The 20,606-nt window shown below is 42.3% G+C and carries 19 protein-coding genes; 7 read left to right on the top strand and 12 right to left on the bottom strand.

Annotation, left to right across the window (positions count from 1 at the left end; genetic code table 11):
- Window positions 1-289 precede the first annotated feature (289 nt).
- Complete coding sequence (gene ppsA / locus LS71_RS05715) at window positions 290-2,716, bottom strand: pyruvate, water dikinase (RefSeq protein WP_034353085.1); 2,427 nt, start codon at window positions 2,714-2,716, stop codon at window positions 290-292.
- Window positions 2,717-2,917: 201 nt separating this feature from the next.
- Here ppsA and purL point away from each other — a divergent pair, with 201 nt between their 5' ends.
- Both purL and LS71_RS05725 read left to right on the top strand, forming a co-directional pair.
- Complete coding sequence (gene purL / locus LS71_RS05720; RefSeq protein WP_034352995.1) at window positions 2,918-5,149, top strand: phosphoribosylformylglycinamidine synthase subunit PurL; 2,232 nt, start codon at window positions 2,918-2,920, stop codon at window positions 5,147-5,149.
- A gap of 101 nt (window positions 5,150-5,250) precedes the next feature.
- Window positions 5,251-5,706, top strand: coding sequence for a hypothetical protein (locus LS71_RS05725; RefSeq protein ID WP_238700353.1), 456 nt, complete (start codon window positions 5,251-5,253; stop codon window positions 5,704-5,706).
- Between the two features lie 24 nt (window positions 5,707-5,730).
- On the opposite strand, the gene thiE is transcribed toward LS71_RS05725, so the two are convergent.
- Genes thiE through LS71_RS05745 form a run of 4 tightly spaced genes read right to left on the bottom strand, consistent with a single transcriptional unit; the run spans window position 5,731 to window position 9,276 of the window.
- A complete protein-coding gene (thiE, locus tag LS71_RS05730; protein WP_034352997.1) occupies window positions 5,731-6,381 on the bottom strand; it encodes a thiamine phosphate synthase in 651 nt (216 codons plus the stop codon).
- Between the two features lie 16 nt (window positions 6,382-6,397).
- Window positions 6,398-7,132 carry an NlpC/P60 family protein gene (locus LS71_RS05735; protein WP_034353000.1) on the bottom strand — a complete coding sequence of 245 codons (735 nt, stop codon included), beginning with the start codon at window positions 7,130-7,132 and terminating at the stop codon, window positions 6,398-6,400.
- Between the two features lie 9 nt (window positions 7,133-7,141).
- Window positions 7,142-7,873, bottom strand: a complete 732-nt coding sequence (locus LS71_RS05740) for a hypothetical protein (protein WP_034353003.1) — start codon at window positions 7,871-7,873, stop codon at window positions 7,142-7,144.
- A complete protein-coding gene (locus tag LS71_RS05745) occupies window positions 7,852-9,276 on the bottom strand; it encodes a PhoH family protein (RefSeq protein ID WP_034353005.1) in 1,425 nt (474 codons plus the stop codon). Before LS71_RS05745 ends, LS71_RS05740 begins: the two co-directional genes overlap by 22 nt.
- Before the next feature lie 69 nt (window positions 9,277-9,345).
- On the opposite strand from LS71_RS05745, the gene tpx reads away from it, so the two are divergent.
- Window positions 9,346-9,843 (top strand): thiol peroxidase, encoded by a 498-nt coding sequence (gene tpx, locus LS71_RS05750; protein WP_034353007.1) that lies wholly within the window; start codon window positions 9,346-9,348, stop codon window positions 9,841-9,843.
- 74 nt (window positions 9,844-9,917) lie between these two features.
- Here the strand turns inward: tpx and LS71_RS05755 are convergent, their stop codons facing one another.
- The 6 genes from LS71_RS05755 to hisS form a co-directional block, all read right to left on the bottom strand.
- The gene (locus LS71_RS05755) at window positions 9,918-10,412 is read right to left on the bottom strand and encodes a hypothetical protein (RefSeq protein WP_034353009.1); all 495 of its coding nucleotides are present in this window, start codon (window positions 10,410-10,412) and stop codon (window positions 9,918-9,920) included.
- Between the two features lie 47 nt (window positions 10,413-10,459).
- Window positions 10,460-11,353, bottom strand: a complete 894-nt coding sequence (locus LS71_RS05760) for a TerB family tellurite resistance protein (RefSeq protein WP_034353011.1) — start codon at window positions 11,351-11,353, stop codon at window positions 10,460-10,462.
- A 50-nt stretch (window positions 11,354-11,403) separates the two neighbouring features.
- On the bottom strand, window positions 11,404-11,712 hold the full coding sequence (locus LS71_RS05765) for a hypothetical protein (RefSeq protein WP_034353013.1): 309 nt from the start codon (window positions 11,710-11,712) through the stop codon (window positions 11,404-11,406).
- Between the two features lie 84 nt (window positions 11,713-11,796).
- Window positions 11,797-12,288 carry a hypothetical protein gene (locus LS71_RS05770; protein ID WP_034353016.1) on the bottom strand — a complete coding sequence of 164 codons (492 nt, stop codon included), beginning with the start codon at window positions 12,286-12,288 and terminating at the stop codon, window positions 11,797-11,799.
- A complete protein-coding gene (locus tag LS71_RS05775) occupies window positions 12,257-14,089 on the bottom strand; it encodes a M3 family oligoendopeptidase (protein ID WP_194145671.1) in 1,833 nt (610 codons plus the stop codon). The genes LS71_RS05770 and LS71_RS05775 overlap by 32 nt, the downstream gene beginning before the upstream one ends.
- A 27-nt stretch (window positions 14,090-14,116) precedes the next feature.
- A complete protein-coding gene (hisS, locus tag LS71_RS05780; protein WP_194145672.1) occupies window positions 14,117-15,460 on the bottom strand; it encodes a histidine--tRNA ligase in 1,344 nt (447 codons plus the stop codon).
- 212 nt (window positions 15,461-15,672) lie between these two features.
- On the opposite strand from hisS, the gene waaF reads away from it, so the two are divergent.
- The 4 genes from waaF to LS71_RS05800 all read left to right on the top strand — a co-directional run bounded on the left by waaF (window position 15,673) and on the right by LS71_RS05800 (window position 19,417).
- Window positions 15,673-16,884, top strand: a complete 1,212-nt coding sequence (gene waaF, locus LS71_RS05785; protein WP_238700355.1) for a lipopolysaccharide heptosyltransferase II — start codon at window positions 15,673-15,675, stop codon at window positions 16,882-16,884.
- Window positions 16,874-17,479, top strand: a complete 606-nt coding sequence (locus LS71_RS05790) for a flavin reductase family protein (protein WP_034353025.1) — start codon at window positions 16,874-16,876, stop codon at window positions 17,477-17,479. Before waaF ends, LS71_RS05790 begins: the two co-directional genes overlap by 11 nt.
- Before the next feature lies 1 nt (window position 17,480).
- On the top strand, window positions 17,481-18,728 hold the full coding sequence (dapE, locus tag LS71_RS05795) for a succinyl-diaminopimelate desuccinylase (protein ID WP_034353027.1): 1,248 nt from the start codon (window positions 17,481-17,483) through the stop codon (window positions 18,726-18,728).
- 104 nt (window positions 18,729-18,832) lie between these two features.
- Window positions 18,833-19,417, top strand: coding sequence for a DJ-1 family glyoxalase III (locus LS71_RS05800; RefSeq protein WP_034353029.1), 585 nt, complete (start codon window positions 18,833-18,835; stop codon window positions 19,415-19,417).
- On the opposite strand, the gene LS71_RS05805 is transcribed toward LS71_RS05800, so the two are convergent.
- Window positions 19,380-20,597 (bottom strand): agmatine deiminase family protein, encoded by a 1,218-nt coding sequence (locus LS71_RS05805; protein ID WP_238700357.1) that lies wholly within the window; start codon window positions 20,595-20,597, stop codon window positions 19,380-19,382. The genes LS71_RS05800 and LS71_RS05805 overlap by 38 nt on opposite strands.
- Window positions 20,598-20,606: the final 9 nt, after the last annotated feature.

The following is a 20,606-nucleotide window of genomic DNA, read 5'->3' on the forward strand; positions in this document are numbered from 1 at the left end:
TGCGCCGCATTTTGGCTAGAGAGTGATAAGCGCGGCTCTCCCCAAGATTTTCGAAAAGAAAAAGCGGCGCTTTTATCTTTTCGGGGTTAAGGGGAGCGGGGAGGGGATAAACCCCTTTTCTTTTTGCGATTAGAAATTTAAAGAAAGTAGAAAGTTAGAAAAGAGAAAGCTAGAAAATTTTAAAAAAATATAGAATCTAGAAAAGTGAAAAGTAGAAAACGTTGGGAATTATTGCGAAAAAGAAAAATACAGAATCTAGCGCAGGTAAAGGGCTAGATTCTATAAAAAGTTACTTGAGATGTTTCTCCACCTCGACAACCTTTTGCCAAGTGGCAATCACAGAATCTGGATTAAGTGAAATAGAGCTTATCCCCTCTTTTACGAGAAATTCTGTTACTTCAGGGTAATCACTGGGCGCCTGCCCGCAAATACCGCAATATTTATGATGACGCTTGCACGCTTCAATCGCCTTTTTAAACATCGCAAACATCGCAGGATTACGCTCATCAAAGACATGGCTTACGAGCTGCCCATCTCTATCCACGCCTAAAGTGAGTTGAGTTAGGTCATTTGAGCCAATGGAGAAGCCATCAAACATACTTAAGAAATCATCTGCCAAAATCACATTCACAGGCAGTTCGCACATCACATAAATTTCTAAGCCATTTTTGCCAGATTCTAAACCATTGCGGCGCATAATCTCAAGCACTTTTTTGCCCTCTTCAGGCGTGCGCAAAAATGGTATCATCACTTTCATATTGGTTAATCCCATTTCATCGCGCACCATAGCGAGCGCTTGACATTCCCACTCAAATGCCGCACGATACTGCGGAGAGTAATACCTGCTCGCGCCACGATAGCCTAGCATGGGGTTTTCCTCATGTGGCTCATAGCCGCTGCCTCCTAGCATACCGCGATACTCATTTGACTTAAAGTCGCTCGTGCGCACGATAACGGGATTTGGATAGAATGCAGAGCAAATCATACCTATGCCCTCGGCGATTTTTTTGGTAAAAAAGTCTTTTGGATTTTCGTAGCCGGAGATGATTTTTTCAATCTCTGCTTTTTCTTTTAAGCCTTTTGCGTTGCCATTTTGGATATCAAGGAGTGCGAGCGGGTGGGCTTTGATTTGATTAAGCACGATAAGCTCCATACGCGCTAGCCCTACGCCGTGATTTGGGATTTGTGAGAATCCAAAGGCTTTTTCGGGATTGCCTACATTCATATAAATTTTAGTTCTAGGCTTGCCAAGATGACTAAGCTCGATGCTTTCAATCTCATATTCGTGAATGCCATCATAAATATAGCCCTCCTCGCCCTCTGCGCAAGAAACGGTTACTTCCATACCGCTATAGAGCCTATCAGTCGCGCCAATAGCGCCCACAATCGCAGGCACGCCAATTTCGCGCGCCACGATAGCCGCGTGGCAAGTGCGTCCGCCGCGATTTGTAATCACAGCGGCTGCCTTTTTCATCGCTGGTTCCCAATCGGGGTCGGTGTTGTCTGTCACAAGTATTTCGCCCTCTTTAAAGGTATCCATATGCTCAATATCATTAATAATGCGCACTTTGCCCGAGCCGATTTTACCACCAATGGCTTTACCTGTGAGCAGAACTTCTTTTTTACTTTCAGTATTTACAAATTTAAATTTTTCTAGCCTTTGCCCATCGCCTTTTTTGCTTTTTTGGCTCTGCACGGTTTCTGGGCGAGCTTGCACGATAAAGATTTCGCCGCTATCGCCATCTTTTGCCCATTCCATATCCATAGGGCGATATTCGCCTGCCTCTTTGGAGTAATGCTCCTCGATTTTTATCGCATAGCGTGCGAGGGTGAGGATATCCGCATCGGTGATAGAAAAGCTTTTCATCTCGCGCTGTGTGGTTTTGATATTTTTAGTGGGGTGCTCGCTGCCGCGCGGCGCATAGACCATTTTTTGATGCTTATGCCCTAGCTGGCGCTTGATAATGGGACGCTTGCCCTCTTTGAGCGTGGGTTTAAAGACATAGAATTCATCAGGATTAACCGTGCCGCCTACGACATTTTCGCCTAGTCCCCATGATGAAGTGATAAATACTGCATCTTTAAAGCCTGTTTCAGTATCGATACTAAACATAACGCCCGCGCTGCCTTTATCCGCGCGCACCATTTTTTGCACACCTACAGAAAGCGCGACTTTAAAGTGGTCAAACCCACGCGAAGCACGATAACTCACTGCCCTATCGGTAAAAAGTGAGGCAAGGCAGGATTTCACATAATGTATAAGCTCCGTCTTGCCTTTAATGCTCAAATATGTATCTTGCTGCCCAGCAAAGCTCGCATCGGGCAAATCCTCCGCAGTAGCGGAGCTGCGCACAGCGACATCTGCTTCTTTCATACCATATTCCGCGCTTAGAATCTCATAGGCTTTAAAAATCTCTTCACGCAAATCAGGCGGAAAAGGCGTGCCAAAAATCAATTCGCGGATTTTTTTGGAGCGCGTTTTTAGCACATCAATTTCTGTTACATCAACGCCATCAAGCAAATCAATAATTTTTTGACGAATACCACCAGAATCTAGCAAATACCAATACGCCTCGCTTGTGATAGCAAAGCCATTAGGCACTTTGATACCCTCTGATACAAGTTCTTGAAACATCTCTCCAATGCTCGCATTTTTGCCGCCAACTATGGGAACATCTTTATTGTTGAGTTCCTTAAAAAACTTGATATACTTCATATCTCTAACTTCTCCAATTTGTTTGTGATTAAAGCGCACATTGTAATTAATCAAAGTTTATCCCAAACTTAAAAAATTTAACTTTTAGCCTAATCCAGCTAGCCTTATACCGCGCAAAAGCAAAAAAAAGGATAATTTGTGATAGAATCTGCCTTTTTGCACTGCTTGAATGAGCCTAGATTCTATAACTAAGAGGTTAAAATGGTAAATATTACACATCTTTTAAATGAGATTAATGCCGATGATGAAATGCTAAAAACGCATAAACTCTCGCAGCAAGATTACGCGGAGATTGTAAAAATTCTAAAACGCGCGCCAAATCTCATCGAGCTTGGCATTTTTTCAGCGATGTGGAGCGAGCATTGCAGCTATAAATCAAGCAAAAAATATTTAAGCGGATTCCCCACTAAAGCGCCATGGGTGGTGCAAGGACCGGGCGAAAATGCGGGGGTAGTTAGCATTGGCAATAATTTATGCGCGGTCTTTAAGATAGAATCTCACAATCACCCGAGCTTCATTGAGCCGCACGCGGGCGCAGCCACAGGCGTGGGGGGCATTATGCGTGATATTTTCACTATGGGCGCGCGTCCGGTGGCGAGCCTTAACTCCATACGATTTGGCGATGTGCAGGATAAGGGCGCATTAGGTAAAAAACACCGCTATTTGCTGCGCGGCGTGGTGGAGGGCATAGGCAGCTATGGGAATTGTATGGGCGTGCCTACTATTGGAGGTGAGATGAGCTTTGAGCCCTGCTATAATGGCAATATTTTAGTCAATGCCTTTTGTTTAGGGCTAGCGCAAGCAGATGAAATCTTTTATGGGCGCGCGGAGGGCGTGGGCAATCCTGTGATTTATGTAGGGAGCAAAACAGGGCGCGATGGCTTAGGCGGGGCTGTGATGAGTAGTGATAGCTTTAGCTCAAACACAAAGGCTATGCGTTCAGCTGTGCAGGTGGGCGACCCATTTGCCCAAAAGCTGCTGCTTGAGGCGTGTTTGGAGCTTTTTAAACAAGATTTGATTGTGGGGATTCAGGATATGGGTGCGGCTGGGCTTACAAGCTCTAGCTTTGAAATGGCTGGGCGCAGCGGCAGCGGTATGATTTTACACCTTGATAAAGTGCCTATGCGCGAAGCGGGTATGAATCCTTATGAATTAATGCTTAGCGAATCTCAAGAGCGAATGCTTATTTGCGCCAAAAAGGGCTGCGAACAAGCTGTGCTTGATATTTTTGCTAAGTGGGAGGTGGATTCTGCGATTGTGGGGGAGGTTACAAAAAGTGGCGTTATGGAGCTTTACTGGCATGGGGAGAAATGCGCGCATATCCCTATTGCAGAACTTAGCGAAAATGCGCCTATGCTTGATATGCCCCTGCACCCTATGCAAGCGCCAATGCAGCCTGCTCAAAGCCTTGAGACATCTTTAAGCGCGCAAGAAATTTTCCTCACGCTCCTTAGCAGTGTGGAGGTAGCAAATAAAAAATGGGTGTATGAGCAGTATGATAATAGCGTGCAGAGCAATACCATAACACCTGCAGGAAGCGGCGATGCGAGTATGATACGCATTAAAGATACTGCAATGGGCTTAAGTATGAGTGTGGATTGTAATCCGCGGTTTTGCCATTTAGAGCCGCAAAATGGCGCAAAAATCGCTGTGGCTACTTCTGGGCGTAACTCTATTGTGCGCGGCGCAAAGCCTTTGGCGATTAGCAATTGCCTAAACTTTGGCTCGCCGAACAATCCTCAAGTGATGTGGGCGTTTAAAGAAGTGTGTGAGGGCATAAAAGAGGCGTGCAAGGTGCTTAATACGCCTGTGGTGAGCGGCAATGTGTCCTTGCATAATCAAAGCGATGGCATAGATATTTACCCAACGCCCTCTATCGTGAGCGTTGGAGTGATACACGATGTGCAGCATGCTATTCCCTCTACTTTTCAAAAACAAGGTAATATGATTATGCTTTTGGGCGAGATTAGGGCTGAATTTGGTGGCTCTTTGGCTCAAAAGATACTAGAGGGGCGCATTTATGGACAAATCCCGGCTATTGATTTGCAAAAAGAGCTGGCTTTATGGACTTTTATGCTTGAGGCAAATCATCTCATCACCTGCGCTAAGGACATAGGCGAGGGAGGGCTAGCAATTACGCTAGCAAAAATGGTGCTAGGCAATGGCGAGCATAAGCCGCTAGGGTGTAATGTGCATACAAATCTGCCCGCGCAAGTGCTTTTCGCGCAATCTCAAAGCTGCATAGTCGCTGAAGTAACTGCGAGCAATCTTGATAGCTTCACGCAAATGACAAAAAAGCATAAAATTCCCATTATGGAGATTGGCTGCGTGGGCGGGGAAAACTTCTGCGTTGATGAAATTAATGTGAGCCTTGAAGAGATGTCTGGGCTGTATTTTGAAAGCTTTGAGCAGCTCATTAATCAAGATTTGTAATGTCAAAAATCCTATATGCTAGGTTTTGCTGCGCTTTTTTATCGGCTAGCGCTTTATTTGTTGGCACTGTGCTAGCAAACACTCTGTTGGTTAGCACTTTATTGGCTGGGGGTAATGCGGCGGTTAATCAAGCGCCAAACCCCTTTAGCTTGCCAAAAGATGGCAGCTACTATCTGCAAGCCTACGCGCCTATGCTGCGCTCGTATGTGGCGCAAGTAAGGGAGCAATCTCTGCAAAAAAACTTTCCATTTTACTCATCGCGTCCCATTATCGAATACAGCGTGTATCGTGAGCTAAAACAGCGGACGGATATTACGCATGGGTGGATTGTGCTTGTGCAGGCTTATATCGCCGAATTTATTAAATATAGCCATTTTGGTGGCGTGGGCATTGGCGCGAAGCTTAAGGCTAGCGATGAGCAGGTGTTTTATCTAAGCTTTGATGGGAGGTATTTGAGCGATATAGAATCTTTTGGTATAGGCAAGGAGATTTTTGCCTACTGCGTGCTGCCGCGCTTTGATAAGTGCATTTTGCTAGGCATCGGGGAAGAGTGGTGATTGTGGCTTTTAATTGGCTAGATTCTATAAAAGCGCGTTTTGGAGGGCTTTGATATTAAAAAATATAGAATCTAGCTTTTTGTCTAGTGCGCTTGTGGGAGAATTACTCTCCCATTTCTCACCCCACAAAGCACTTATAACAGCGTGCATATGAGCATTTTTTAGCAGTGAAATATTATGAGCGCTAATGCCTCCAATAGCACACACCGGAATGTGCAAATCCTTTTTGGCACTTGCAAGGATTTCTATGGGCGCATTCGTGGCTTCTGGCTTTGTGAGTGAGGGGAAAAACGCGCCAAAAGCTACATAATCTACGCCTATAGATTCTAAATCTTGTGCGCGCTTTAGGCTATCATAGCTCGAAGCTCCTAAAATACCCTTAAAAATTTGCCTAGCCTGCGTGATTTGCCCATCATCTTTGCCCAAATGCAAGGCATTAGCACCAAGCCTTAAAGCCAAAGAGAGCCTATCATTTACCACAAAAAGTGCATTGTAGCGCTCACAAAGTGCAATAAGCGCCTTTGCGTGAGGATAAAGCCACTCATCGCTATGCGTTTTGTCACGCAGCTGAAAGATTTTCACCCCCGCTTGCAAGGCAGATTCTAAACATTGGGGCAAAATCTCATAGGGCGTTAAAATCTCGCTTGAAATCGCATAAATGCCTGCTAGCCTCATTACTTGCCTTTAGATTCTATAAATAACTTCTAGCGCCCTTATACACCTTGCTCCAATAGCTAGAATCTAAGCGCGCCTTGCTCACGACTTTACCTTTGCTGGGCGCGTGGATAAATTCATTGTTGCCTATGTAAATGCCCACATGGTTTATGCGCTTGCCTTTGGTAGTGAAAAATACTAAATCGCCCTTTTGTAGCTTTGTTTTTGAAATAGCGTCCCCGTCTTTAAACTGCTCATACGAGGCGCGCGGCAAGTCAATACCATTTAAGCGATACACTGCGCGCGTAAGCCCACTGCAATCAAAGCCAGATTCTGAAGTGCCACCCCATTTGTAAGGCACGCCAAGATACTGATGTGCGCTCTGCACGATGTCATCTCGTATATCTTTGGCTTTAATTTGAGGTGAGGCGGCTTTTTGATTAATGGCGTATTTTTGGGGTGCGATAATGAAAAACTCTCCAATAAGCCCTTGCTTTTGATATTTTTGCCCTTGTGATTTGGCTATTTCAAGGCTTTGGTAATTCCCAAAGCGCACCTTATACATACCCTTTTCTTTAAACAAAAATGCATCAAGCCCTTTATTATTTAGAGAATCTACCAATCTCCCCGCATTCTCCACACTCGCAAAGCTTCCCACTTGCACGCTGTAGGCTAGCTGCATTTGTGGCGTGTGCGTGGCGCATGCGCTCAAAAACGCACTTAAAAGTGTAATGAGAAAAATATACAATCCATACATTGCAAATTTTTGCATACTGCTCCTTTAGAATAAAGCAGGGCTTAAAAAGCGTAAGCCCATAGATACAAAGCTTTGCTTGCCTGCAAATGCGTTGCCATAGGTGGCATCAAGCTGAATGCTATCTTGTAAAAGCCAGATTCTAAGCCCAACTTGATATTTAGCCCTATCAAATCGCTCATAAAACCCTTCGCCCAAAATCCACAAATAGCGTGTGAGCTGCTGCTCTATGCCTAAGCCTACATTATAAATTTGCCTTTTATTTAGCTCGTATTGCAGCTTGTAGCCAAGATTTGCGTGTAAAAGCAAAGTATTATCTCGCAAAGCCACACTTGCTGGAATATAGGCATAATAATCATACCTGTGCAAAGAGCGCCTGAAATTATAAGCATTACCTAGCGCAATGCCATAGCTAAAGCCTTTAGATTCTAAATCGCTAAAAATTTTCTTTGCTCCCATAATAAACTGCTCTCCGCGAAGTGCGCTGCTGCCATTTGGCACATTATAGGCATTACTCATCATACCACCTAAGCTTATTTCTGTATCAAAAATCATATTGCAGCCCGGTATCGCCCAATATTCGCCTATATCGCCATCATACACACCCCAAGTTTCAAGCTGGCAGGAGTTTTTATCCACCACGCGCGCATCATCTGTAATCATGGGGCGCGCGGCATACGCAAAGCCTAAGCCTAAGAGTAAGCAAAAATAGATTCTGTATGTGGCATTCATAAGGATTAAAAATTTGCTCCAAACCAACTCGCCACATCGCTGCGTATCGTCTGGCGTAGCTGAATACCTGCGATAAAATCATCTTTAAGCGCCTTGCTAAGCAGGCTTAAAGCTCCATTGCGGAATTTACTCAAATACGGGTGGTCAATCTGCGCCCAATCGCCTAAAAATACAATCTTACTCCCCTCCCCTATACGCGTGCCAATAAGCTTAATCGTGGCGTTTGAGGCGTTTTGCACTTCATCAAAAATCACAAATTTATTTCCTATGCTAATGCCACGCGCGTGCGCAATATCCACAATCTCAATTTTATGCTTTTGCAAAAAATATTCTGTAGCGTCCCTTTTTTGTATGCCACTTACATCGCCGCGATACTCGATACACTTTGCCAAAGAATGCTCTTGGAGCTTATCAATGGTAAAATTTATCGCACTATAGAGCGGATACATAAAATAGCCTAGCTTTTGATTTTCATCGCCCTTGCGGTAGCCTAGTTCGGCTTCTTTATCATTTGCGGTGATGGTATTGCGCATATACATAATGCCATCTACCACGCCATTTTTTACAAGTGTAATGCCTGCCTGAAGTGCCATAAGCGTCTTGCCGCTGCCTGTTGAGCCTGTGGCAATGGTGAGATTATTCTGCGGGTGGGTAAGCAGGGCGTAGAGCATTTTTTGCTCTAAATTAATGGGCATAATGTAGGGTTGATTGATTTTTAGAATCTCATCAAGATTAAGCTCTTCAAACTTTTTGCCTACCTTTAATCCAAATATTTTTTTGCCTGTTTTATACAATGAGCTATCGGTATTATCAAGCTCATCAATTTGAATAAGACTCCATTGGGTAAGGTCTTTAAATGCCTTGCTTTCTTGCAAATGCTCTAAAGGCGCATCTTTATGCTGCTCAAAAAACGCCCAAAAATCAATATCATTAGGATTTTCAACCCTATCTCTAAAGAGCGACTGCGCTGGTATGCCCTGCGCTATGCAGCGGGTTTTTAGCGAAATGTCATTGGTTAAAAGCACTAATTTGTAATCTCGCGCTATCTCAATGAGCTTAGAATCATTATAGCTATGCTCTTGCCGCTGGAGTTTGTATTGCTGGCGAAAAATGAGCGTGAGTGGGATAACAAAATTTTCAAAGCGAAAATAAATAACTTGCATAAAGTCGTTATTCTCCTTTGCCACATGTCGGATAAAGGTATCTTCGTGCATATAGAAAAAAGACTGCGACTCATCGCTATTTATGCAGCGGAAAAACTCTCGCGCAAAAAATCCTGTTTCATTCTGCAAATCTTTTTTTTTGTCAAGCTCTTCAATCACCACATCAGAAATAAAAAGCTTATTTTGAGAATCCTGCCATAAAAATATAATATTCTGCGTATCATCGAGGATAATAGAGGTGTCAAGTAGGTAATGCTTGCTAATCAATTAACTCCCTTTAGTTAGAATGCAAAATTGTATCTTAAGGATACATAAACTAACTTGAAAGGATAGGAAATGAATGTAAAATTTAAAGGCACTCCCGCGCAACTTAGCCCAAATACCATTAAAGTAGGCGATAATGCTCCACAAGTGAGCCTCACATCAAAGGATTTAGAGCAAGTTAAAGTTGGTGGCGCAAGTGGGAAATATCAAATTATTAATGTCGTGCCAAGCCTTGATACGGGCGTTTGCTCTGCACAAACAAGGCGCTTTAATAAAGAGGCAGCAAGTTTGCCAAATACTAGCGTTTATGCTATTTCGCTTGATTTACCCTTTGCACAAGGGCGATTTTGCTCAAGTGAGGGGATAAATAATCTCACTACACTTAGTGATTTTGTCTCAAAAGATTTTGGTAAGGCTTATGGCTTAATCTTAGAATCTTCCCCGCTTACAGGGCTACTCACTCGTGCTGTAATTGTGGTAAATCCAGAAGGTAAGGTTGTTTATACAGAAATTTGCGATGAGATTACTCAAGAGCCAGATTATGAGAAAGCCCTAGCAGCGGTGCGCTAAAGTATGGGAGAGATTAAGATTAGATTTGTATAAATTTGATGCGCTAGATTCTATAATGCTTGCATTATAGAATCTTAGAGAATGCCGCCATTGACTTCATCGACAAACTTCATTTTATTCACTACAGAATCTATTAAGCCTTTCATTTCCTTGCTGTGATTATCATTGGCTGCGATTTTGTCAAACTCATCAAAGCTAAGCTTTTGCGAGTTATTTTTAAGATAATCCATAGCCACTTTTTCATTACTATTAATTAAGCCCTCTTTTCTAAGCGTGGAGGCTAGATTCTCAAATGAAGTTTTATCTTGGAATCCGCCCTCTAGCTCGCCACCTATCTCGCGCGCTTTTCTTAGCTCCTCTGATGGAGAGAATCTATCCTCAATACGCTTTGTAATCTCAAAGCTCTGCAAGGATTGCACGCTTTTGTCTTTGTTATTGACACTATCTACACCATTAAACTTAAAATCGCTCTCTTTGCTTTCACTGGCGTTTTGTGGCTGATTTGATACATTATAAATATTAGCGAGCATACCTTGCACGCCGCCGTGATTTGTCTTTGTAATATCCACCTAAAACCTCCATAAAAATTTATGATAGTTTAAAGCAAATTGCATTCCTAAAAGTCCCAATCCTTGCGCGTTTTATCTTCTGATGTTTTGGGAGGAGCATCTAAGCTTGGCACTTGCATATCATACTTTTGCGCCGTGCTAGGTGCAGATTCTATAAGCAAACTATAAGCCTTATCAATCTCCCTAATACCCTCTAGCGAGGTATCATGGAAAGTCTTGCTGCTATTTTTATTATCAAAAATATTTTGCTTTTTTGCCTTAATAAGCTCATTGTATGTCTCATTTAGAGCTTCTTTTGTAGGCATTTCATGAGTAATGCCAAATATTTCTTTTGCCCTCTTTAAATCCATAGGCACATCTTTGGCATATGTTTTTTCAAATTGCTCAAAGAGATTATTAAAATCCTCATTTGAAATTTCAAATAATGCTGCAATATCAATAATACACTCGCGCTCATCTGCCTCAAGCACGCCATCAGCATAGGCAATAACAAATAAAAATTCAACTACTTTTAATCGCTTTTTATACTCGCCTTTAGTAAGTAGCACATATTCATCGCATAGCTCTTCAAGTGGCTTTGAGGGCTTTTCTTGCGCGGTTACAATGTCTTTTAGCTCTTCTTTAGTAAGCTTTGGATTTTTAGATTCTATAGCCATATCATCAAGTAAATCTTCCAAGAGCTGCTCCTCTAACGCACACATCTTTTTATCGCTCCACACCACAAAGCCAATGATTGCTGCTAAGATGCCAAATTCGCTAGATTGCGCTTTTTGTGCTTGACTAAGCTCCTCGTAGGGATTTTGAAAATTAATAGGCGCATTATCCGTGCGAGTTGTATTAAATTGCGGGCTTTGGTGCAATGGATTTTTAAGATATTCTTGCAAAGTATTGTAGAGGAAATACACCACCACACCCGCAATAAGTAAAAGCACGATTTCCATTATGTTCAATCCTTTCTCATAAAAATGGCGACATTGTAGCAAAAATTATTTTAGCGTTTGTTAATGCGCCGCTCAAAGTCCTTTTTCAATCGCTCCTCTTGCTCTCTTGCACTCTTTTTAAGTCGCTTTAGCTCCTCTACGCGCTCATTTTCAAGAGCCAGCTTGCGCTCTCTGCTGTCGCGGATTTTTTGCATATATTCTTCTCGCCTCTTAGGGTCTTGATAGCGAATAGGTTTCATAAAAAGCACGCCCAAAATAACAAAGAAAAACACCAACGCCATAGCCGCATCTTCGCCACCAAAGTGATACCAAGTCGCGCCAATAATCGCAGCTAGAATAAATTTCCAAAAAAAACCCATAGCAGTATCCACCTTTTTGTGAGTATTTAAAAGCCTAGCTTGCCTCTATGTCTGCTTACCAAAATTCTATCGACCATAATGAACTTATTTTTTAAAAAATTTACTATTTTCAGGCACGGAGGCAAATGCAAGCCTTGAATCCTCTATGCCCTCTTGCTGCGCGGTGGCAATTTGCTCTAGCTCCTCTGTGGAGAGATTATAAAAGCAAGGGTGGCTTACATTTGTAAATAACGGAATTTCGCGCAATAAATCACTATCATGGAGCAGTATTTGCACAATTCCATCATATCCAATGCTTACAAAACTACCAATATTCTCACTCCCAAAGCCCGCCTCAAAGCTCATATACTCCTTTTGTAGCTCAATGCTCTCAAATGTATAGCCCGCAAGCACAAAAGGAATAATTTCACCAAAAGTATTACTAATGCGAGGAGGCAGCTCTGGAGAAAAATGCGTGTGCGTCCTATCGCACAACACATTGAAATTAATACTTTCCTTAATGAGAAACTCCAAAGTATCTTTCGCGTGATGAATCATCATACTTTTAAAGTATGGGTGAAATAGAATCTTGCGCATAAACAAGCTCCTTAAATTCTTCAAGCATTTTTCGCACCTCATTCATACCAATCAGCCAAAATTTATCACTTTCAAGATTAAAGCCAAAAGTGCTAATCAAATCCTTAGGGCTTTTGCTCCCGCCAAGTGATAAAAAATGTATATATTTTTGGATAAATTTTTCCCTTCCACGCGGCGTTTTTTGTGATTTATATAGCCCAAAAAGTGCCAATACAAGCAGCTGCCCATAACTATACGCGTAGCAATAAAATGGAGAATGCACAAAATGCGGGATATAGCACCACCAGCCATCATAATTTTTGCTTAATTTTACACTATCACCAAACATGCGCGCATTTTCCTCGCGCCATATCTCATCAAATACCTCTGCTTTTAGCTCGTCACTTTGGGCGTGGATTCTGCGCTCAAAATGTGTCATTACAATCTGCCTAAAAAGTGTGGAGAAAATATCCTCTATTTTTCCTGCATAAAGGGGTATAAGCTCCTCTTTGCTTAAAGTGTTTTTCAATGTATCAAAAAGCAGCATTTCTGCAAATACAGAAGCCGTTTCAGCCGTAGTAAGCGGCGTATCCATATTGAGATAACCCTGTGTTTTAGACAACTCTTGATGAATCATATGCCCAAACTCGTGCGCAATCGTAAAAACATCGCGCCGTGAATTGGTGTAATTGAGTAAAACATAAGGGTGTGCGCTTGGCACACAGCCATGACTAAATGCTCCACCGCGCTTATTTGGCGCTGTGTGAGAATCTACCCAACCCTTTTTCAAAGCTTTCAAAGCGATATCTTTAAATGTCTTATTAAAATCCCCTAACGCCTTTAACACAAGCTTTATAGCATCATTATAGGCTAGATTATATGCCTCGCCCTCAAGTGGCGCGTAGCGGTCATAGTCTTGCAGCTCTTTAATCCCAAGCAAAGAAGCCTTAATGTGATAATACTCGCTCACCAAAGTATAATGCCCACTCACCACATCAACGAGCCTATCAACGCTCTTTTGCGTAGCGGCATTGCTAATATGGCGCGCAGATTCTGGATACTTGTAGCCGCGCAATGCGCATGTGATACTTAAATCTTTGCGCACCATATTTAGGACATAGCTTAAAAGATGGCGGGATTTTTTAAGCTTTTTGGTAAATATTTTTTGTGCCTCTTTACGCACAGCACGTTTTGGGTGGTGCAATAGACTTAGAATCTCCTCCTCGCCTATCTTATCTGCCTTTTTAGATTCTGTATGTTTTAAATCTTTAAAATCCTTTTTCTCCCATTTTGAAGCCTTAGATTGTGGCGATTTAAATCGAAGCTGCGCTAAATGCTCATCAAAAAGCCGAGAAAATGCTCCAACCCCCACAGGCGAAGTTGCAAGTAGCACCTTTTCTTCAGGCAAAGAGAGCAAATGTTTATCTTGCTCGATGAGCTTTTCTAAAAAATATGCATATTGTGGCGTGGCTTGAATGATAGTTTGGCGGCTTTGTGCGGGTAATTTACAAAATTCTAGCTCAAAAAATAGCACTAAGTTATGAATTTGTGTAGTTTGCATTTCATACTTTGCATACATATCACCCTGCGTGGTGTCCTTTGCAAAGCGCAAAAACACATAAGTCATAATGCGCGCAATGCCCTCTAGCACCTCCTCATACTCCTTTATCACGGGATAAAATGCCTCCGCTTTAATATCTTTGAGATGCCCTTCATATTGCTTGGCAAAATGCTTAGCCCTCCGCGTGTGGCTTGCCATAAATCGCTCAAGCTGCACTTCATTTTTAAAGAGTGCGCTTAAATCCCACTGGCTAGATTCTATATTCATATCCGCTCCTTGCGTTAAATCTTATATTTTCATTTCTTCTTGCTCTTCTTCTTGAATGAGCGTCAAAGCCTTAAGGAAGCTAATGCTATCCATTTGCATACCTGAAGTCATATTTTTAAGCGTGAGGGTTTTAGTGTTAAACTCACTTTCACCAATAACTATCACAAACTCATGTCCTTTAATGTTGGCATAGCTAAATTGCTTTTTAAGCTTGCTCGCCTCGGGATAGACTTCAATAGGCACTTTAGAGCGGCGGAAAGATTCTGCAAGGAAATGCGCATAGCCAAAGTATGATGTATCCATACACACAATAAGCGCACGCGCTGATGTTGCCTTTTTTTGCAAGATTTCTAATTCTTCTAAGGCTGCCAAAAGCCTATCAATACCAATGCTCGCTCCCACACCGCTCATTTTTTCTTTGGAAAATGTGCGCGTGAGATTATCATATCTCCCGCCAGAGCAAACGCTGCCTATGCTTTTTAGGGCATTGAGCGTAGTTTCATATACTATACCTGTGTAATACCCCAATCCGCGCGCGATGGAGAAATTTATACGATAAGTATCCCTATCCATTTGCAAGGGTGAAAGCACCTCATACATCGCCTTTAAATCCGCAATACCCTTTCTTATAGAATCATTCCACTCTTCCATGAAAGAAATTTGCTTAAAAAAGCTTTCACTATCGCCCTGCTGCTTGATTGATGTATATTCTAGCAGATTCTGTGCTTGAGTGCTAGTAAGCCCAAGCTCTTTTTGTAGCTCCGCGCTTACAGATTCTGTACCGACTTTATCAAGCTTATCAATAATACGCAAAGTGGCATTAATATTATGCTGCTCTGTAATGCCACAATACTCACAAATGCCATTCAAAATAGCGCGATGATTGAGCCAGATAGTAAATTCATCAATCCCTAGCCGCACAAGTGAAGCATAAATCACTTGCAAAATTTCTGCATCACAAGAGATGCTATCACTCCCAATAAAGTCAAAATCGCATTGTGTAAATTCCCTATAGCGCCCTCTCTGCGCTCTCTCCCCACGAAACACATTACCAATAGCAAATCGCTTAAAAGGCAAATCCACCTCATTTTTATATTGAGACACAAAGCGCGCTAGAGGGACGGTTAAATCAAATCTCAAAGCCACATCGCGTCCGCCATGGTCTTTAAAGCGATAAAGCTCCTTTTGTATCTCCTCACTCCCCTGTTTTACTAGCACATCAGCATACTCTAAATGCGGCGTTTCAATAGGCACAAAGCCAAAATTCATAAAAACACTACTCACTTTATTTAATAAATGTGCCTTAGCAAGCGCCTCTTTAGGCAATCTATCCTTGAATCCACTCAATGTGCGAGGGGCAACCAACGCCATCTAACCTCCTTAAAAAGTAAATAAACATTAGATTAAATATGTCAAACCGCCGATTTTACCTTAAAAATGTTGTATTTTGGCAAATTTTTTGCTTTTCACACGAATTTTAGCCCTTAATCTATGCTTTTTTGACTGATTTTATAAGCGATATTATAATTTTATGTGTAGAATCCACACTTTAAAGAATTTTAACATAAGGCGTCATTGTGCAAAGTATCACCCCTCAAAGCGAAGTTAGACACATCTTGCTACGTTTGCCAAACTGGCTTGGCGATAGCGTGATGGTTTCTGCGGCATTTGAGTGGCTTAAAAAAAGCTTTGATAAAGCAGACTTCACGCTTGTAGGCACAAAGGCGAGTTGTGGGATTTATGAGCGCGATACACGCGTGCGCGCTATTTTTATTGATGAGAGTAAAACATCGCGTTTTAGAATCCTAGCTATTAAAAAACTAGCCAAAAACATCGGCACGCACGATATTGCCATTAGTTTTAGTAATACTTTTTTTTCTGCTCTGCTTTTATATTTGAGCAGAAGTAAAATACGCATAGGTTATGCGAGAAATGCCCGCAGTTTCCTGCTCACAAACGCCCTTCCATTAAAAAAATATAATAGCAGTGGTAAAAAATATCATCAAGTGCTTTTGTATCTTGCCCTTATTGCGCCGCTTAAAGCAGTGCAAACTTATATTTTCAAATCTTTGCAGACACCCTCCTTAAAAATGCCTAACCACAAGCATTTGCACACAGAATCTAGCAATACACAATCTACTTTGCTAGATTTGCTATCAAATCAGCCGCTTAAGCTCATTAGCACAAAGCCTATTTTGGATACTCGCACCTATGCCATAGGGATTAATCCCGGAGCGGCATTTGGGAGTGCAAAACGATGGGAACAATCGCACTTTATAAGCATAATAGAGTATTTTTTAAGCCAGCGCTATGAAGTCTATCTTTTTGGCTCAAGTATAGAATCTAGAGCAAATACCGACATTGCCGCTGCGCTTAAAAATCACCCCTATATGCAATATTTTCATAATCTCACAGACAAAACCAATTTACACGAGCTAGTGGATTACATTAGCGCGATGAGCGTGTTTATCACCAATGATAGCGGACCTATGCATATTGCTACAGCCTTGAAAGTGCCTATTGTGGCTATTTTTGGTCCCACAGATATGTATGAAACAGCCCCCTACACGCCATTTACAGAATCTATAAGGCAAGATTCTACTAATGTATTATGTGCTAATCCCCCCTTTGTGCTTTTGTCAAAAGCCTTGCCTTGCTCACCTTGCAAGAAGCGCGAATGCCCTTTGGGGCATCATAATTGTATGAAGTTTATCACCCCAGCAGAAGTTATCACTTATACTAATAGACTGCTAGAAAATCAACACAAAAGGCTAACTTATGATACTTGATGTCTCCACTTCAACCCCATTGCAAAATTATAAGATTCTAAGTAATACCATAACTCCTCGCCCTATTGCGTGGATAAGCAGCGTTTTTCCTAATGGTTTAGTTAATCTCGCGCCCTTTAGCTTTTTTGCACCTCTTTGCGTAAATCCTCCTATTTTCTCTGTCTGCATGATGCAAAAAAGCGATGGCAGCCAGAAAGATAGTTTTAAAAACATTCTCCAAACGCGCAAGGCTAGCATTAGTATGTGCGAACTCTCGCATTTGCAAGCCCTGCAAGATAGCAGCGCAGAGCTAGCCTACAATGTGAGCGAAGCAAATGCATTTGATATACCCCTTGAGGTGCTAGAAACTAGCTATCCACCCGTGCCGCAGGGGATAAAGGTTGCTTTTTTATGTGATTTATATGATGTGCTTGAGCTTGGCGAGGCTAAAAGCGTGCTGCTAGAGGCGCGCTTTTTTTATATCGCCGATAGCATTTATGCCAAAGATTTAAACTTTTTGCCGCATTTTGTAGGGCGAGTTGGGCGTATATATAAATCGCTAGGCGCGCAAATTATGCTTCCAAATAAAGATGAAACAAAGCCCAAAAAGGATTAAAATGCCCATTTCTCTTTTGCAAAAATTAGTAAAGTTGGAGAGTATCACGCCTAAGGAATGTGGGATTTATGAGATAATTAAGGCTGAATTTGCCCATTTTGCGCAAAATCCTTTGCTTGATACGCTTATTATCGAGCAAGAAAAGCAAGGCGTTAAAAATCTTTTCTATCTCATCGCGCCTAAAAATACAGCAAAATCTAGCCTGCGTCACTTATGTTTTGCAGGGCATATAGATGTTGTACCACCAGGGCAAGGGTGGGAATATGAGCCATTTTGCGCAATGGAGCATGATGGATATATTTATGGCAGAGGCACGCAGGATATGAAAGGTGGTGTGAGCGCCTTTGTTCGCGCTATTTGCAGGGCGCTAGATTCTATAATTACAGAATCTAAGAGTGCAAAATCGCGCATTATAAAATCTAAAGCCATAAAATCTCAACTAGATTCTAAAAATATACAATCTTGCCTTAAGGGTTGTATGATTTCAATTTTGCTCACAAGCGATGAGGAGGGCGAGGGGACTTATGGCACGCGCCTTATGCTTGAAGAGCTAAAAAATCAAGGGCTGCTCCCTCATTTTTGTATTGTGGCAGAGCCTACAAGCATAGCACAAAGTGGCGATATGCTAAAAATTGGGCGGCGCGGCTCTATTAATGGTACTATTGTAATTGAGGGCAAGCAAGGGCATGTCGCCTATCCGGAGAAATGCATTAATCCCATTGAACTGCTTGGCGATAGACTTGGCTTACTTGCGGGTGTTGAGCTTGATAGTGGCGATAAGTATTTCGCGCCTAGCAAGCTTGTAGTTACAGATATTCGCGGGGGTATGGAGGTGGTGAATATAACGCCACAATCACTTAAGATTATGTTTAATGTGAGAAACTCTCCGCGCAGCAGCGCAGATTCTATCCGCGCGTATATAGAATCTGTATTAGCACATTTACCCTTTACGCTCACGCTTAAGACCAATTCGCTGCCTTTTATCACCTCAAGTCATAGCGCACTTGTCCAATTGCTCACACAAACTATCGCGCAGCATTTTCATATCACCACGCAGCTAAGCACTAGCGGAGGCACGAGCGATGCGAGGTTTTTTGCCGCGCATAATATCGATGTAGTCGAACTAGGCGTGCCAAATGATAGAATCCACGCCATAAATGAACGCGTATCAATCAAGGATTTATGCCTGCTATGTGATATTTTCACGCAATTTTTGCTTGATTTTACGCACTCAAACCTCGCGCACTAGATTCTATAAATAATCCAACAGCTTTGGGCTAGTTTGCGCCAAATAAAGGTAAGATTACTTATGCAAGCTACAATGTGTATATTATTTTCAACAAGGAGTGAGTTATGAAAAGTGTTCTTGTGCCGCTTGCAAAAGGCTTTGAGGAGATTGAGCTAATAAGTGTGGTGGATATTTTGCGCAGAGCCAATGTGCGCGTGGTAATGGCAAGCCTAGATTCTCACAAGCGCGTGCTGGGCGCACATCACATTATCATAGAGGCAAATGCGACTTTAGGCGAGCTTGATATGGCAGAATTTAGCGCCGTTGTGCTAGCTGGAGGCTATGAGGGTATGCAAAATCTTGCAAAAAATGATTTAGTTACATCTTGGTTGCAAGCTTTTAGGGCTAATAATAAACTGCTTTGCGCAATTTGTGCTGCGCCCATTGTGCTAGATAAGGCTGGCGTGCTTCCGCGTGAATTTACCTGCTATCCGGGCTGTGAGGCTGAAATAAATATGCAAGATAAGCATAAACTTACCCAAGCAGTGGTAACGCACGATAATATTATCACTTCCACAGCGCCTGCGACTGCGGCGGTATTTGCGCTAGAGATTGTAGAGCATTTATGTGGCAAAGAGCGCACAAAAGCCTTGTATGAGGAGCTGCAAATGCCTACTTTGAAGGATTATCTGCATACAGCTGCATACTAATGCAGTGCAAACTCCCATGCCAAAGGATAAGCGTGCGGCAATCTACGCCCACTACTTTATGCTTAGGCAATGCCGCTTGCAAAATCTGCAATGCCCTCTCATCATTTTCATCACTATAAGTTGGCACAAGCAGCGCATCATTCACAAACAAAAAATTCGCATAGCTCGCAGGGAGACGCTCTTTGTTTGCATCAAAAATAGGCTTTGTAAAGGGAAGTGCGATGAGTTTGAAAGGCTCGCCATTCTTTTGCCTCAATGCTTGCAATTCTGCTTGCATACGCGCTAAATGTTCAAAATGCTCATCTTGCTTATCTTCACACACAATATACGCGATACTATCAGGCGCAATAAAGCGTGCAAGCGTGTCAATATGACTATCTGTATCATCGCCAGCCAAATAGCCATAATGCAGCCACAGAATCTGATGAATATTGAAATAGTGTTTCAATTTAGATTCTATATCGGCTTGGCTTAGGTGCGCGTTGCGATTAGGCTCAAGCAGGCATTGTGTGTTGGTGAGCAAAATGCCATTGCCATTACTATCAATGCTCCCACCCTCAAGCACCATATCCGCGTTTAAGAGATAGTCTTTTTTAAAAAGATGGCGCGTGATTTGATTATCTTTATTGGCAGGATATTTAAGCCCCCAACCATTAAAGGTAAAATCAAGCATTTTTATCCCATGCTTGCTTTCTATGCTAATCCCGCCAAAATCCCGCGCCCAAGTGTCATTTGTCCCCACGCGCACGATATAAAGCCCAAAGATAGAATCTAGCGCATAAAGGCAAATACATTCCCGCGCGATAGATTCATTAAAATGCGCATTAATGTAAGCCTGCGCGGGTGCAAGATGCGTTTGAGCAAGATTTGCGGTAGATTCTATAGAATCTGCATTTAACTCCACAGGCGCGCGCTGTGGAGTATCATAAAATGTCGCTTTAAGTAATGCTAACCCCTCTGCGTCCTCACTATCCACGCAGAGAATGACAGATTGAAAATGCAAAATCTGCTTAATAATATCTATAAAACTTTGCTGTGCTTGGCTTAGGTGCGCTGCCCAATCACTATTTTTATGCGGAAATGCCATAAGCGTAGCCACCTGTCTTTCCCACTCTGCCTTTAGCCTCACTGCCTTAAAATCTACCCCAAAATCCGCCTTAGAATCCATAGTATGCGCCATAAAATGTCC

The sequence above is a fragment of the Helicobacter jaachi genome, from assembly GCF_000763135.2.
GTDB classification, from domain to species: Bacteria; Campylobacterota; Campylobacteria; order Campylobacterales; family Helicobacteraceae; genus Helicobacter_C; species Helicobacter_C jaachi.